The following is a 13,959-nucleotide window of genomic DNA, read 5'->3' on the forward strand; positions in this document are numbered from 1 at the left end:
TTTCACCCGAGTTTTCGCACCGAGGCGAAGTGGCTACATTGCCTTCCCGGTCTCGACTCGGGACCCGCATGAAGGAGACCCCGGCCATGGCGTTCATCCTCACTCGTTCGGTGCAGCTCGCGTTGCTCCTCGGCCTCGGCGGCACGGCGTTTGCTGCGCCGCCCAAGGTGGTCACCACGGCCAACGCCGACCCGCAGTGCTTCGCGCCGTGGTCCAGCACCACCAAGCTGTTCCAGTACCCGGCGAAGAAGGGCCCGTACCGCGTCGCGCTCGCCAACGGCTACATCGCGAACACCTGGCGCATCCAGATGATCAAGACGGCCAAGGCCTATGCGGCGCAGCCCGACGTGGCCGCGAAGCTGAAGGAGTACAAGGTCGTCTCGACCGGCGAAGACGTCGCCGCGCAGATCGCCGCGATCAACAACTTCATCGATTCCGGCTTCGACGCGATCGTCGTCAACGCGCAGAACCCCGCCGCCTTCAAGCCGGTGATCAAGCGCGCGAACGATGCCGGCGTCGTGCTGGTCGCGTTCGACAACATCCTCGACACCGAGGAGGCGATCAACGTCAACGTCGACCAGAAGGGCCTCGGCACCTACTGGGGCCAGTGGCTGATCAAGAACGTGCCGAACGGCGGCAAGGTGCTGGAGGTGCGCGGCGTGTCGGGCACCTCGGTCGACCGCGACCGGCACGACGGCATCCAGCAGGCGCTCAAGGCCTCAGGCAAGAAATGGGAAACCATCGAGGTGATCGGCAAGTGGGACGACCCGACCTCGCAGAAGGTCACGGCCGACGCGATCGCGGTGCACAAGAAGTTCGACGCCATCACCGCGCAGGGCGGCGACACCGGCGTCGTGCAGGCGATGCTCGATGCGAAGCACCCGATGGTGCCGTTCGCCGGCGAGACCGAGAACGGCTTCCGCAAGTTCTGCGCGAAGTACGCCGGGCAGGGGCTGAAGTGCGCGTCGGGCGGCACCGGGCCGGCCCAGGTAGCGGTGGCGATCAAGGTGGCGATCGCGGCACTCGAAGGCAAGGTGCTGCCGCAGTCGATCAAGCTGCCGCTGTCGACGGTGGAAGAGCCGGGCTTCAAGGACGGCACCAACTTCTACGCGACGCAGTCCGACAACTTCTTCGTCGGCAATGCGTTCCCGAGCTGCGGGATCAACTTCACGGCCCAGGAAATCATGGGCCAATCCGAATCGAACAAGTAGCCCGGATGCCAATCCGGGATTCGTCGACCACGGGCCCCACCCGGATTGGCATCCGGGCTGCGCGATGAGCCTCCTCGAAGTGCAAGGCCTGGGCAAGCGCTACGGCGGCGTCCACGCGCTGCAGGCCGCCGACCTGCTCGTCGAGCCCGGCCGCATCCACGCGATCCTCGGCGAGAACGGCGCCGGCAAGTCGACGCTGATCAAGCTGATCGCCGGCGTCGTCGCGCCGGACGAGGGCCGCATGCTGCTCGACGGCCAGCCGGTGGCCTTCGCGTCGCCGGCGGCCGCCAACGCCGCCGGCATCGTCTGCGTGTTCCAGGAGCTGTCGCTGATTCCCGACCTGTCGGTGGCCGACAACCTCTTCATCGGCGCACCGCCGACGCGCTTCGGCCTGATCGACCGCCGCGCGCAGCGCCGCCAGGCCGAAGAAGCGCTGGCGCGCGCCGGCGCCGCCGACATCCACCCGCTCGCGCGGGTCAAGGACCTGTCGCTGTCGCGCCGGCAGATGGTGGAGATCGCGAAGGCGCTGGCGCGCCGGCCGCGGCTGCTGATCCTCGACGAGGCGACGTCCGCGCTGACCGCGGCCGACGTCGCGCAGGTCTATGCAGTGCTGAAGCGGCTGCGCGCCGACGGCCTCGCGCTGCTCTACATCTCGCACCGCATGCACGAGATCGCCGAGCTCGCCGACGAGTGCACGGTGTTCTGCGACGGCCGCAGCGTCGCGCACTTCGCCGCCGGCACGAAGACCGACACCGAGATCGTCGAGCTGATGATCGGCCGCGCCTACAGCGGCGTGTTCCCGGACAGACCAGTGCGCCCGCCCGACGCGGTGGCCGGCACCGCACCGCCGCGGCTCGACCTGCGCGGCCTGCACTGGACACACCGCCTCGCCGACATCTCGCTGCAGCTGCGCGCCGGCGAGATCGTCGGCCTCGGCGGGCTCGACGGCCAGGGCCAGCGCGAGCTGCTGCTGGCGCTGTTCGGCGTGCTGCGCGGCTGCCGCGGCGAGCTGCTGATCGACGGCCGGCCTGCGCCGATCGCCGGCCCGCACGCCGCAAAGCAGCCGCGCATCGGCATGGCGCTGATCCCCGAAGACCGCAAGACCGAGGGCCTGATGCTGCCGATGTCGGTGCGCGAAAACCTGTCGTTCGCGGCGCTCGGTGCGCTGTCGCGCTGCGGCGTGATCGACCGCGGCGCCGAGCGCGCGGCCGTCGAGCGGATGATGACCCTGCTCGCGGTGCGCTGCGACGGCATGGACGTCGCAGCCGGTTCGCTGTCGGGCGGCAACCAGCAGAAGCTGGTGATCGGCAAGTGGCTGATGATGGCGCCGCGCATCATCTTGCTGAACGACCCGACGCGCGGCATCGACGTCGGCACCAAGCAGGAGATCTACCAGCTGCTGCGCCGCCTCGCCGACGACGGCGCGGCCATCCTTTTCTACTCGACCGACCATGACGAGCTGGTCGGCTGCTGCGACCGCGTGCTGGTGATGGTCGAAGGCCGCGTCCGCCGCGAGCTCGTGGGGGCGCAGATCACCGAACACGCGCTGGTCGGCGCGGCGCTCGACGTGGCGGCGGCATGACGCGGTCCCGCGCCGGCGACTGGCCGCACCTGCTGCGCGAGCACCAGGGCACGCTGCTCGCGTTCGCCGGCTTCGTCGCGATGTTCGTGGTCTATGCCGCGAACCACCCGGCAGGCCTGAACGCGAACGTCGCCACCACCGCGGCCAACAAGGGCGTGCTGCTGGCGATCGTCGCGATGGCGCAGACGCTGGTCGTGCTGACCTCGGGCATCGACCTGTCGGTCGGCATGGTGTTGGTGCTGGCCAACTGCCTCGCGTCGCACCTGGTCGTCGGCACGCCGCTGCAGACCGCGCTCGGCGTGGCCGGCGTGCTGGCGGCCGGCTGCGCGTGCGGTGCGCTGAACGGGCTGATCGTGATCGTCGGCCGGCTGCAGCCGATCGTCGCGACGATCGCGACCGGTTCGGCCTTCTTCGGCATCGCGCTCGCGTTGCGCCGCGTGCCGGGCGGCGACGTGAACGACGGCCTGGCCGACGCGCTGACCGGCCAGCTGCCGGGCGGCATCCCGGCCGCACTCGCGCTGCTGCTCGCGCTGGTGCTGGCGGTGTGGCTGCCGTACCGCCGCTCGGCGATCGGGCGCGCGGCGGCGGCGGTCGGCTCGTCGGAGCTGGCGGCCTTCATGTCGGGCGTGCCGGTGCGGCGCGCCAAGTTCACCGCCTACCTGCTGTCCGGCCTGCTGGCGTCGGTGGCCGGGCTGTTCGTCACCTGCATCACCTACTCGGGCGAGGCCTCGTCGGCCAACGGCAGCACCTACACGCTGTACTCGATCGCCGCGGTGGTGCTGGGCGGCGTGTCGCTGTTCGGCGGCACCGGCAGCGCGGTCGGCGCGGTGTTCGGCGCGCTGATGTTCCGCACCATCGGCGACCTGCTGTTCGTGTTCAACCTCGAACCGCTGTGGCAGCCGCTGTTCCAGGGCGTGGTGCTGTTCGCGGCGATCTGCCTGGGCGCGCTGCGCCTGCTGAAGCTGCGCAACCGGCTGGATCTGTATGGCTAGCGGCTTGGTCGAGCGCCTGCGCGGCCTGATTGGGGGTCCCATCACATCGGCCTTCGGCTGCATCGTCGCGCTGCTGCTGCTGGGCAGCCTCTACAGCAGCAGCTTCCTGTCGCCGGAGTACCTGCTGCAGCAGCTGAAGGTGGCGTCGTTCCTCGGCGTGATCGCGACCGGCGCGATGCTGGTGATCCTGCTCGGGCAGATCGACCTGTCGGTGCCATGGGTGGTGGCGGTCGGCGGGATGATGGCCACCGCCGCGACCGGCTGGGGGCCGTGGGGCAGCGCGTTCGCGATCCCGTTCGGCATCGCCTGCGGCGTCGCGCTCGGGTTGTTGAACGGCTTCGGGGTCGCGTTCCTGCGCATCCCATCGATGATCGTCACGCTGGCGGTCAATGCCGTCGCGCAGGGGCTGATGGTGGTGCACACCGGCGGCTTCTCGCCGCAGGACGCGTCGTCGCCGGCGATGCGCTTCATCGCGACCGGCCACGGCCTGCTCGGCATTCCGAACGCGCTGCTGGTGTGGGCGGCCGTCGGCGCGGGGGCGGTGTTCGTGCTGACGCGCACCGGCTTCGGCCGCTGCGTCTACGCGATCGGCAACCGCGAGCGCGCCGCCTACCTGTCGGGCGCACGCACCCGGCTGGTCGTGATGGCCGCCTTTGCGGTGGCGGGCGGGCTGTCGGCCTTCGGCGGCGTGCTGCTGGCCGGCTACGCGAGCAAGGCGGCGCAGGCGATGGGCGACCCCTACCTGCTGCCGGCCATCGCCGCGGTGGTGCTGGGCGGCACCTCGATCCTCGGCGGGCGCGGGCATTACCTCGGCACCGTCGCCGGCGTGATCCTGATCACGCTGCTGCAGTCGATCCTGTCGGTGATGCAGATCGAGGAATGGGGCCGGCACCTGATCTACGGCGGCGTGATCGTCGCGATGCTGCTGTTGTACGGACGGGCTGCGCCGACGCGCTGACCGGCGGGCCTCACGCGGGTTCGGCAGGCGCATCGCGCGATGCGCAAGACATGCCAAGGTCGAAGGCGGCGCCCAGGCACACCACGACGCAGGAGATCGCGATCACGAGCGACATTGCACTGCCAATGCTCACGTAGCGTTGCGCAGCAGACACCACACCGTCCTGGTGGTCGGCATCGTCGCGGGCCAGGTTCTCCGACTTGTGCAGCAACAGGATGGCCAGCGTCAGGAAGGTGACCGTTCCTGCGACGCCGCCCTTGACCAACGTGGCGCTGGACGGCACGTTGGCGGCCAGGTACCGGCGTGCTCCTTCGATCTGGAGCGGGATCGGCGCGGGCCGTTGCGGATCCCGTTCTTCGTCGGTGAGCGGCGCCCCGAGTCCGGCGCAGCATTGAAGGACGCGCCTGAATGGCTGCATTCCGAAGTCCTTGTCATGTCCGTGATGCCCGGTGAGTAACGCCCCAGGCGCCCGGGTTCCACCACGTCACAGCCGCGCGGTGAGGTAGGCCAGCGCCATGCGCACCGTCTCGCGCGTGGCGGCCTTTACCGACACGCCGCTCGGCCGTTCCAGCACCACCGCATGGATCAGCGCATGCACCGCGTGCATCACCATGTACGTGGCCAGCCGCAGGTCTTCGACGACGATCTCGGCGCGGTGCGCTTCGAGCAGCCCGCGCAGGCGGCGCTCGATCTCGTCGGCAGAGTCGTCCTCGCCGGGGAACGGGTCGAGGCCCAGCACCTGCTTCTCGAGCACGCGATGCAGGTCGGCATCGAGCTGGTGCGCCTTGACGGCCGACTCGATCACGCCGGCCAGCGCCTCGGGCAGCGTCGAGCCACGGTGCTGCAGCAGCGCGGCGTCGAGCAGCGCGCTCATCTGCCGGCCGTGCCGGTCATGCAGCGCGGCGATCAGCGAATCCTTGTTCGGGAAGTATTGGTACAGCGAGCCGACGCTGACGCCGGCCACCTCGGCCACCGCGTTGGTCGTCGTCGCGGCATAGCCGCGCTGCACCAGAACGCGAGCCGCGGCATCGAGGATCGCGTCGACGGTGGCGCGCGACCGGGCCTGGCGCGGCGCCTTGCGGGGGATCAGGGTGGCATTCTGGGGCGCGGACATCGGTGGTCGAAATGCGAGTTTCAAATACGAATAAAAACTCGCATAGTGTCGGCAAGGCGCTTCGCTGCGTCAACTCCACCCCCACGCTCGCCATGCCAAGAGTCCACACTTTCTTCATGTTGTTGCAAGCCACCCACCACTGGCGCTCGCTCGATGCCGAGCAGCGCGCGGCGTTCCGCGAACGCGTGCTGGTGCTGGTGTTCCAGGGCTTCCCGACACTGCGGCTGCGCCAGTTCGCCACCTGCGAATCGCGCTGGGAGACCCAGTGCGCCGAGGTCGCGGTCTGGGAGACGCCCGACCTCGACGAGTACCACGCCGCGGTCGACGCGCTGCACCGCTGCGAGTACTTCGGGCTGCCGTACTTCGAGGTCATCGACGTGATTCCGACACACGGCGAGTGCTGGCGAGAAGACGACTTCGCGGTGTCGCAATCGTGCGCACTGTGAGCGCCGCCGCCGCCAGGTGGTCGTGCGCGCGCCGTACCGCGTCGAGCGGGCTGGCGGCGGCCAGGCCGAGCGGCGCGGCCAGGTCCGCGTAGACGATCTTCAGCCACATCGCCGCCCGCAGCGATTCGCCGGTGGCAAGCCAGGCTTCGTCCAGGCAGCCGCCGAGCATGCGCTTGCCGGCCTCGAACAGCTCGGCCGGCTCGAAGCGGCCGCGCACGTGGTGCAGGCAGATCGCATAGGCGAACTCGCGCGGGCGCGGCAGGCGCGTCAGCACCGCATGCGCTGGTGCCGACGCTCGCAGCGCCAGCTGGCTCTCGATCAACTCGACGCCGATGGCGTGGTCGCCGGACTGCACGCACCAGGCGAGGTAGTCGTCGAGCGCGATCTGGCCGGGCGTCGTGCGGCGCTCGCCACGCGCGAGGCTGGCGTGCCAGCCGGGCTGCGCGCCACGCGCGGCGCGCCAGTCGTCGCGGGCCGCATCGCCGCGGTACAGCCAACGCGCGATGGCCAGCGTCGCGTGCAGGTTGATGGGCGGCCCGCGCGGCTCGTCGCCCGCCGGCTCGACGGGCGCCGCAGCGGTTGCATGGTCGAGCCATCCGATCACGCGCGGCAACACCGGCGCGATCTCGTCGTGCAGGCCGACCAGCCAGCAGTACACCAGCTTGTGCAGCACGGTCGAGGCCAGGTAGCCCATCGGGCGGTAGATCTTGAATTCGGTGTCGAGAAGCTGCCGCAGCAGCGCACGATCGGCGTGCAGGAAGGATTCTTTCTCGATCCGGGGGTCGAACGGCATGGCATCTCCTGGGGGCGTTGCCGAGATTGCGCGGCAACTGCGAAGAGAAGTTGCAGATGCCCCTCGGCTGCACGCCTGCTTTGCCCGGTGTAAACCCTGCCCGGGCCTAGAATCGGCGCTCCCCCCGCTGGCCTCCCGACCCGGGACGCGTGCGGGTCCCGACCGGAGCCGAACCCCATGGACACCCGCACCTCCCCGATCCGCCTGCGCCTGGAGCGCGTGCGCGACGCCCTGAAGCAGCACCAGATGGCCGCGCTGCTCGTGCCGTCGAGCGATCCGCACCTGTCCGAGTACCTGCCGGGGCGCTGGCAGGGCCGCGAGTGGCTGTCGGGCTTCACCGGTTCGATGGCCACGCTGGTCGTCACCACCGAGCGGGCCGCGCTGTTCGCCGACAGCCGCTACTGGGTGCAGGCCGAGGCCGAACTGGCCGGCACCGGCATCGACCTCGTGAAGATCCCGAGCGGTGCGGCCACCCACCACATCGACTGGCTCGCCAGCCAGGTACCGCCCGGGCAGGTGGTGTCGGTCGACGGAGCCGTGCTGGGCCTGGCCGCCGCGCAGCAACTGCGCACCGCGCTGACCCGCGCCGGCGTGCCGTTGCGCACCGACCTCGACCTGCTCGACGACGTCTGGCCCGAGCGCCCCGGCCTGCCCGGCGCACCGGTCCACGAACATGCGGCGCCGCACGCGCCGCTGGCCCGCAGCGCCAAGCTGGCCCAGGTGCGCGAAGCGATGGCGCGCCACGGTGCGAACCAGCATTTCGTATCGACAGTCGACGACATCGCGTGGCTGTTCAACCTGCGCGGCGCCGACGTCAGCTACAACCCGGTGTTCCTGGCGCATGCGCTGGTCGGCCTGCATGGCGCCACCTTGTTCGTCGGCGCCGGCAAGGTGTCGCCGGCGCTGCAGGCGGTGCTGGCCGCCGACGGCGTGGAGCTCGCGCCCTACGCCGACGCGGCCGCCGCGCTGGCCCGCCTGGGCGCCGACACGACGCTGCTGATCGACCCGCGCCGCATCACGCTGGGCCTGCGCGAGAACGTGCCGGCCGCGGTCAAGGTGGTCGAAGCCATCAACCCGAGCACCTTGCTGAAGAGCCGCAAGAGCAGCGCCGAAGCCGCCTTCGTGCGCGACGCGATGGCCGAAGACGGTGCCGCGATGTGCGAGTTCTATGCGTGGTTCGAGCAGGCCCTGCGCGATCCGCACCGCAAGGAGCGCATCACCGAGCTGACGATCGACGAGAAGCTGAGCGCCGCGCGCGCACGCCGGCCCGGCTTCGTCGGCCTGAGCTTCAACACGATCGCCGGCTTCAACGCCAACGGCGCGATGCCGCACTACCGGGCCACGCCCGAATCGCATGCGGTGATCGAGGGCGACGGCCTGCTGCTGATCGATTCCGGCGGCCAGTACCTCGGCGGCACGACCGACATCACGCGCGTCTGGCCGATCGGCACCGTCTCGGCGGCGCAGCGGCGCGACTACACGCTGGTGCTGAAGGGCACGCTGGCACTGAGCCGCACCCGCTTCCCGCGCGGCACGCTGTCGCCGATGCTCGACGCGATCGCCCGCGCGCCGCTGTGGGAGCACGGCCTCGACTATGGCCACGGCACCGGCCACGGCGTCGGCTACTTCCTGAACGTGCACGAAGGCCCGCAGAGCATCAGCAAGGCCATCCCCGAGCCGCACATGGCGATGGAGCCCGGCATGGTCACCAGCATCGAGCCGGGGCTGTACCGCGGCGGCCAGTGGGGCGTGCGCATCGAGAACCTGGTGCTGAACGTGCCGGTCGACACGCCCGAGGCGGGCGCGTTCGGCGAGTTCCTCGGCTTCGAGACGCTGACGCTCTGCCCGATCGACACCCGCTGCATCGACCGCGGCCTGCTGCGCGCCGACGAGGCGACGTGGCTGAACGACTACCACCGGGTGGTGCGCGAGCGGCTGTCGCCGCTGGTGAGCGGTGCGGCGCTGGCCTGGCTGGTCGAGCGCACCGAGCCGATCTGACCTCCGACAGCGCGGCCGGCGGCGCGCCCCGTCACGTCGGCCCGCAGCCTGTCCCCATGTTTCGACGCTTCGTCTCAGCGCGCTGTCGCCGGCGCGCACCGGTGCCTACAGTTCACTCCAACGACACCCCCGCTGGAGACCGACATGTTCGACCGCACCTTCGCCCCGCTGCTGACCTTCACGCTGCTGATCGCCGCCACGCTGGCCATCGCGACCGCGATGCTCGAGGAAGGCCGCAGCAGCACAGCGCAGCAGGCCAGCGCCGACGTCATCACGATGCCGGCCGTCACGATCACCGGCAAGCGCGTGCAGAGCGTCGCCGAAGCCACCCAGGCCCTGCGCACGACGATGGAATGACCGGCCTCGCGTGGCCGGCCGTCACATGTGCCGGAACACGTGCACGAAGCTGCGGCTCACCGGCAGCAGCTCGCTGCGGCCCTTGATGTGCACATCGGCCGTCTCGTTCGGCCCACGCACCACTTGCGCCACCTGCCGCAGGTTCACGATCACCGAGCGGTGCACCTGCACGAAGCACGCCGGGTCGAGCTCGTCGGCCAGTTCGCGGATGGTGCGCCGGATCAGCGCCTCGCCGCCCTCCCACACCACCAGCGTGTATTTCTCGTCCGAGCGCAGGTAGGCCACCTGCTCGACCGGGATCAGCCGCACGCTGTTGCCGACCGACGCCTTGATCCACTGCAGCCAGCCCGACGGTTGCTGCGCCGGGGCCTGGCGGCGCAGTTCGGCCGACATCTTCTCGATCGCCGCCTGCAGCCGGTCGTCGTCGGCGGCCGCCGGCGGGCCGGCCAGCCGCTCGCGCAGCCGCTGCACGGTGTCGGCGAGGCGCTCCTCGTCGAACGGCTTCACCACGTAGTCGAGCGCACCCTGCTCGAATGCCGTCACCGCGTACTGCTCGTAGGCGGTGACGAACACCACCAGCGCGCGCCGCGCGATCGAGCGCGCCGCATCGACCCCGTTCAGCCCCGGCATGTGCACGTCGAGGAACACCACCTGCGGCGCATGCTGGTCGAACAGCTCGACCGCCTCGCGGCCGTTGCGCGCCTCGGCGACGATCTCGAGCGCCGGCCACAGCCGCTGCAGCAGCCCGCGCAGCCGCTCGCGCAGCAGCGGTTCGTCGTCGGCGATCAGTGCGGTGGGCTGGGTCATCGGGTCGTTCCTGCCGCTGCGCCTGCGGCGGCCGCAGCGCCGTCGAAATCCGGACGCGGATCGGGCAGCAGCAGCGTCGCGCGCAGGCCGTGCGGCGACTCGTCGGCAAGCTGCAGCTGCGCTGCATCGCCATAGGTGGCCTTCAGCCGCTCTCGCAGGTTGGCCAGGCCGGTGCCGGGCACCGCCTTCTCGTCCAGGCCGGCGCCGGTGTCGCGCACCCAGATCTCGACGCGGGCCTGCTGCGCATCGGCCCGCGCGCCGACCTCGATGCGCCCGCCGGTCTCGCTCGGGTCGATGCCATGCCGCACCGCGTTCTCGACCAGCGTCAGCAAGGCCATCGGCGGAAACGGCAGCTCGGCCAGTGCCGGCGGCATCGACACCTCGAACGCCAGCCGGTCGGGCATGCGCATGCGCATCAGGTCGAGGTAGGCGCGCACCAGGCCGATCTCGTGACCGAGCGTGCTGCTGCCCTGCGCGAGGCTGGGCACCGCAGCGCGCAGGTAGGCGATCAGGCTCTTCAGCACCGGGCCGGCCCGTTCGGACCCCGACTCCACCAGCTGCTGCACGTTGGCCAGCGTGTTGAACAGGAAATGCGGCTCGACCTGCGCATGCAGCAGGCGCAGCCGCGCGTCGAGCGCCTGCTTCTCCAGCGTGCTGCGTTCCAGCGCGAAGGCCAGCGCCTGCGAGCGGGCCTGGGCATCGCGTTCGCGGTACAGCGCGCCGAGCGCGAGCGTCAGGCCGACCGCCAGGCCGGTGGTCGCGATCGAGAAGAAGCCCCACAGCAGGCCTTCGTTGCGCTGGAAGCTGGTCACGTCGCCCTGCACCATCACCAGGTAGGCGACCAGCGTCGCGACCGGCGCGGTGACGACCACCGCCGCCACCTGCACCACCCAGCGCGGCAGCCAGCGCGACGGCCAGTGCCCGGCGATGTCGAAGGCCACCAGCAGCATCAGCCCGACGAAGATGCTCCGCCCCCACACGCTGAGGAACGGCGTTTCGAAGATCGGGTTCAGCGCGATCGCGGCGACGGTCGCCACCACCAGGTTGATCGCGATGCGGCGCGGCGTCAGCGAAGCCCACAGGTGGGCGAGGTGCCGGGCAGCAGGCGCCGGCGATGCGGCGGTGGTGGGCGGAACGGGTTTCATGGGGTACCACGATACGGCGCGGGGCCGGGCCCGGCAAGCCGCGCGGCCCGGTATGCGACGGACGCCGGATCCCGGGGGGTGAATGACGGCAGGGCTGAGCATGGAGCACTGCGTGGGGCTGCTGCCGGGTCTCGCCCCGGCGGGCGAGTCACTTTCATTTGGCCCAAATGAAAGTAACCAAAGCAAAGGGCCCTTCAACCCGAACACCATACGGCTCGTTCTGCACGCTGCGGACAACACTGCCACGCCGCTGCACATCCGCCTTGCTCGGGATTGTTGCCCTTCCTCTTTTTCGCACGACTCGCTTCGCATCGTCGCGCGCACGCGAGCGTCACTCAAGGCAACGCGAAGCGAGCCGGGTGGAGAAGAACGGCCAACAATCCCAACGAAGGTGGAGTTCCAGCCGAAGCGGCAGTGTTGTCCGACGCGGGCCAGAACGAGCCGTATGGTGTTCGGGTTGGAGGCTCTTTGCTTTGGTTACTTTCATTTGAGCCAGCAAATGAAAGTGACTCGCCCGCCGGGGCGAGACCCGGCACTGCCATGCCGTGCTCAACCCCGGATGAACTTCACCACCTGCGCCCGCGTGCCCGGGTCGTCGTCGAAGCCGCCGTGCGTCGTGCTGGCGCTCACCGGCCCCGGCGACACCCACGCGGTGGTGTTCGGCAGCGTCGGCATCGCCTCGAAGAAGCGCTGCATCCCGAGGATCGGCGTGGTGCTGCCGCCTTCGAAGGATTCACTGACGAGGTACAGCAGCGAGCGCCGGTACGGCCCGCAGGTGTGGTCCTGCTGCTCGGCGCGCTCGCTCAGGTGGAACTGCTGGTAGCGCCGCACCACGCCCGAGTCGAGGTGCGGCCGCACGCAGCGCTCGAAGGTGTCGACGCGCACCGCCGGCGCCAGGAAGCTGACCGACTCGAAACGCAGGCCCTCCTGCGCCAGCCGGTCGATCATCAGGCTCGCGACGATGCTGCCGGCCGAATGCCCGACGAAATGCATGCGGATGCGCTTGTCGGCCACGCCATGCTTGAAGTGCCCGTACAGCAGCACCGCGCCCGCCTGCTCGTCGTCCGGCACGCCGGGCTTGTACAGGCTCATCGCATCGGCGTTCTGCTTCATCTCGCCCCAGATGCGCGTGCCGGGACGCGACAGCACGCGCTCCAGCCGCTCGTTCCACCAGGCGCCCATCGACGAACCGGCGGCGGTGCTGCGCGGCACGTCGCGGATCGCGTCGTCGATGCAGTTCAGCGCGCTGGTGAAGAAGTCGGTCTCCCACATCAGGAAGATCGGGAAGATCCGCTGCTCGTACAGCATCGGGATCCACTGCGCCGCGATGTCGGCCGCGGCGGCCTCGCCGACCAGGCCGCCGTGCGCGAAGATGCAGACGTCGACCACGTCGTCCTGCAGCCCCCATTGCTTGCGTGCCTGCGCGAGCTGCACATCGACGATCGCGCGCACGTCGTCGGGCCGGGTGCGGAACACGCCGCTGTTGCTCAGCGCGCCGTTGTTGCCCATGTTGACGATGAACGGCGACAGCTCGCGGTTGCGCAGCACCTCGCTGGCGGCGAGCGCGACGCGGCCGGCCGCGTCGGTGCGCAGGCTGATCGATTTCGAGATCGCGGTGTGGTCCTGCGTCACGACGCCCAGCTGCGCGACCCAGCAGTCCATCGCGTTGGCGATCCAGTCGTCGTAGCTGAGGATCGCGTAGCTGTAGGAGCCCCAGTCGGTGCCCCAGGAGTTCTGGATCAGGAAGCCGCGCTCGTTGTAGCCGACGATCGCGAAGGCGTGGCCCGAGTGCCGCGCATGGCCGCCCTTGACCGGGATTTCCCAGATGCCCTTGCGTGGCTCGGCGAACGAGGTCGGCCGCTTCTTCAGCGCGGTGAGCTCGATGCCGTCGTCCCAGCCGGAATGGCAGCCGGCGCTCGCATACAGGATGCCGACCTCGTTCAGCGCGGCATGCATGTCGGTGATCGCCTTGTGGTCGATGCGGTAGTAGGCGCCGAGCGGGCGCTTGACGGCATCGAACCACCAGTCGTCGGCCAGGCTCGTGCTCGCCGCCGGCATCTCCAGCCCCGGGAACAGCGGCTCGCGGCAGGCGCCGTGCTTGAACCAGCCCTTCATCGCACCGCGCAGGCTGGAGCCCTTGTCTTCCGACGAGCCGGGGTACTCGTCGTAGCGGCGCGCCATCGAGTACAGCATGTACGGCGAGATCGCGGGCTTGCGCTCGCGGCCCGACGCCAGCAGCAGGTGCTCGACCACCAGCGACAGCGCGAAGCCGGTGCAGGCCATCGTGTCGCCCTGGTACTTGACCGGCAGGCCGTGCTTCGGGAACAGCGTCGGCGGCGGGGCGCTGCCGATGGCCGGGCGGTAGGGCCGGTCGCGCACGTCGATCTCGTCGGGGCGGGCGACGCGCATGAATTTCGCGTTCTTCGGCAACGGGTCGGCGGTGGGGCGCTTCGGCTTTGCCTTCGGCGCAGCGGCGGGCTGGGTGGCCATGAAATCCTTCCGTAACCGGATGCCAATCCGGGATGTGTGACTCACGAACCCCGGATTGGCATCCGG

At 70.2% G+C, this 13,959-nt stretch carries 13 protein-coding genes; 7 read left to right on the forward strand and 6 right to left on the reverse strand.

Going from position 1 to position 13,959, the window contains the following annotated elements:
- Positions 1–86 precede the first annotated feature (86 nt).
- The 4 genes from FHT26_RS03445 to FHT26_RS03460 all read left to right on the forward strand — a co-directional run bounded on the left by FHT26_RS03445 (position 87) and on the right by FHT26_RS03460 (position 4,743).
- On the forward strand, positions 87–1,211 hold the full coding sequence (locus tag FHT26_RS03445; RefSeq protein ID WP_168558790.1) for a sugar ABC transporter substrate-binding protein: 1,125 nt from the start codon (positions 87–89) through the stop codon (positions 1,209–1,211).
- A 64-nt stretch (positions 1,212–1,275) separates the two neighbouring features.
- Entirely contained in the window at positions 1,276–2,793 is a 1,518-nt protein-coding gene (locus tag FHT26_RS03450) for a sugar ABC transporter ATP-binding protein (protein WP_168558791.1), read from the forward strand.
- Positions 2,790–3,785, forward strand: coding sequence for an ABC transporter permease (locus tag FHT26_RS03455; RefSeq protein WP_168558792.1), 996 nt, complete (start codon positions 2,790–2,792; stop codon positions 3,783–3,785). Before FHT26_RS03450 ends, FHT26_RS03455 begins: the two co-directional genes overlap by 4 nt.
- Positions 3,778–4,743, forward strand: coding sequence for an ABC transporter permease (locus tag FHT26_RS03460; protein ID WP_168558793.1), 966 nt, complete (start codon positions 3,778–3,780; stop codon positions 4,741–4,743). Before FHT26_RS03455 ends, FHT26_RS03460 begins: the two co-directional genes overlap by 8 nt.
- A gap of 10 nt (positions 4,744–4,753) precedes the next feature.
- On the opposite strand, the gene FHT26_RS03465 is transcribed toward FHT26_RS03460, so the two are convergent.
- Both FHT26_RS03465 and FHT26_RS03470 read right to left on the reverse strand, forming a co-directional pair.
- Positions 4,754–5,161 carry a hypothetical protein gene (locus FHT26_RS03465; RefSeq protein WP_168558794.1) on the reverse strand — a complete coding sequence of 136 codons (408 nt, stop codon included), beginning with the start codon at positions 5,159–5,161 and terminating at the stop codon, positions 4,754–4,756.
- A 66-nt stretch (positions 5,162–5,227) separates the two neighbouring features.
- Positions 5,228–5,857, reverse strand: a complete 630-nt coding sequence (locus FHT26_RS03470; protein ID WP_168558795.1) for a TetR/AcrR family transcriptional regulator — start codon at positions 5,855–5,857, stop codon at positions 5,228–5,230.
- A 116-nt stretch (positions 5,858–5,973) separates the two neighbouring features.
- On the opposite strand from FHT26_RS03470, the gene FHT26_RS03475 reads away from it, so the two are divergent.
- Positions 5,974–6,303: a darcynin family protein gene (locus tag FHT26_RS03475; RefSeq protein ID WP_168558796.1), complete on the forward strand. Its 330-nt coding sequence runs from the start codon at positions 5,974–5,976 to the stop codon at positions 6,301–6,303.
- Here FHT26_RS03475 and FHT26_RS03480 read toward each other — a convergent pair.
- A complete protein-coding gene (locus FHT26_RS03480; RefSeq protein ID WP_168558797.1) occupies positions 6,227–7,096 on the reverse strand; it encodes a hypothetical protein in 870 nt (289 codons plus the stop codon). The genes FHT26_RS03475 and FHT26_RS03480 overlap by 77 nt on opposite strands.
- A 177-nt stretch (positions 7,097–7,273) precedes the next feature.
- Between FHT26_RS03480 and FHT26_RS03485 the strand changes: the two genes are divergently transcribed.
- Positions 7,274–9,094 (forward strand): aminopeptidase P family protein, encoded by a 1,821-nt coding sequence (locus FHT26_RS03485; protein ID WP_168558798.1) that lies wholly within the window; start codon positions 7,274–7,276, stop codon positions 9,092–9,094.
- A gap of 144 nt (positions 9,095–9,238) precedes the next feature.
- Positions 9,239–9,451 carry a hypothetical protein gene (locus FHT26_RS03490; RefSeq protein ID WP_168558799.1) on the forward strand — a complete coding sequence of 71 codons (213 nt, stop codon included), beginning with the start codon at positions 9,239–9,241 and terminating at the stop codon, positions 9,449–9,451.
- A gap of 21 nt (positions 9,452–9,472) precedes the next feature.
- Here FHT26_RS03490 and FHT26_RS03495 read toward each other — a convergent pair whose 3' ends face one another.
- From FHT26_RS03495 to FHT26_RS03505, 3 genes are all read right to left on the reverse strand, one after another.
- The gene (locus FHT26_RS03495) at positions 9,473–10,258 is read right to left on the reverse strand and encodes a LytR/AlgR family response regulator transcription factor (protein WP_056806651.1); all 786 of its coding nucleotides are present in this window, start codon (positions 10,256–10,258) and stop codon (positions 9,473–9,475) included.
- Positions 10,255–11,403 (reverse strand): sensor histidine kinase, encoded by a 1,149-nt coding sequence (locus FHT26_RS03500; RefSeq protein ID WP_168558800.1) that lies wholly within the window; start codon positions 11,401–11,403, stop codon positions 10,255–10,257. Before FHT26_RS03500 ends, FHT26_RS03495 begins: the two co-directional genes overlap by 4 nt.
- Positions 11,404–11,952: 549 nt before the next feature.
- On the reverse strand, positions 11,953–13,893 hold the full coding sequence (locus tag FHT26_RS03505; RefSeq protein WP_168558801.1) for a C1 family peptidase: 1,941 nt from the start codon (positions 13,891–13,893) through the stop codon (positions 11,953–11,955).
- Positions 13,894–13,959 lie beyond the last annotated feature (66 nt).

Source organism: Rhizobacter sp. SG703 (assembly GCF_012275445.1).
Lineage (GTDB): Bacteria > Pseudomonadota > Gammaproteobacteria > Burkholderiales > Burkholderiaceae_C > Rhizobacter.

What these genes read in the sequence shown, in the direction of transcription:
- FHT26_RS03445 (WP_168558790.1), top strand. Translation starts at nt 87, where the DNA reads ATGGCGTTCATCCTCACTCGTTCGGTGCAGCTCGCGTTGCTCCTCGGC.
- FHT26_RS03450 (WP_168558791.1), top strand. Translation starts at nt 1,276, where the DNA reads ATGAGCCTCCTCGAAGTGCAAGGCCTGGGCAAGCGCTACGGCGGCGTC.
- FHT26_RS03455 (WP_168558792.1), top strand. Translation starts at nt 2,790, where the DNA reads ATGACGCGGTCCCGCGCCGGCGACTGGCCGCACCTGCTGCGCGAGCAC.
- FHT26_RS03460 (WP_168558793.1), top strand. Translation starts at nt 3,778, where the DNA reads ATGGCTAGCGGCTTGGTCGAGCGCCTGCGCGGCCTGATTGGGGGTCCC.
- FHT26_RS03465 (WP_168558794.1), bottom strand. Translation starts at nt 5,161, where the DNA reads ATGCAGCCATTCAGGCGCGTCCTTCAATGCTGCGCCGGACTCGGGGCG.
- FHT26_RS03470 (WP_168558795.1), bottom strand. Translation starts at nt 5,857, where the DNA reads ATGTCCGCGCCCCAGAATGCCACCCTGATCCCCCGCAAGGCGCCGCGC.
- FHT26_RS03475 (WP_168558796.1), top strand. Translation starts at nt 5,974, where the DNA reads ATGTTGTTGCAAGCCACCCACCACTGGCGCTCGCTCGATGCCGAGCAG.
- FHT26_RS03480 (WP_168558797.1), bottom strand. Translation starts at nt 7,096, where the DNA reads ATGCCGTTCGACCCCCGGATCGAGAAAGAATCCTTCCTGCACGCCGAT.
- FHT26_RS03485 (WP_168558798.1), top strand. Translation starts at nt 7,274, where the DNA reads ATGGACACCCGCACCTCCCCGATCCGCCTGCGCCTGGAGCGCGTGCGC.
- FHT26_RS03490 (WP_168558799.1), top strand. Translation starts at nt 9,239, where the DNA reads ATGTTCGACCGCACCTTCGCCCCGCTGCTGACCTTCACGCTGCTGATC.
- FHT26_RS03495 (WP_056806651.1), bottom strand. Translation starts at nt 10,258, where the DNA reads ATGACCCAGCCCACCGCACTGATCGCCGACGACGAACCGCTGCTGCGC.
- FHT26_RS03500 (WP_168558800.1), bottom strand. Translation starts at nt 11,403, where the DNA reads ATGAAACCCGTTCCGCCCACCACCGCCGCATCGCCGGCGCCTGCTGCC.
- FHT26_RS03505 (WP_168558801.1), bottom strand. Translation starts at nt 13,893, where the DNA reads ATGGCCACCCAGCCCGCCGCTGCGCCGAAGGCAAAGCCGAAGCGCCCC.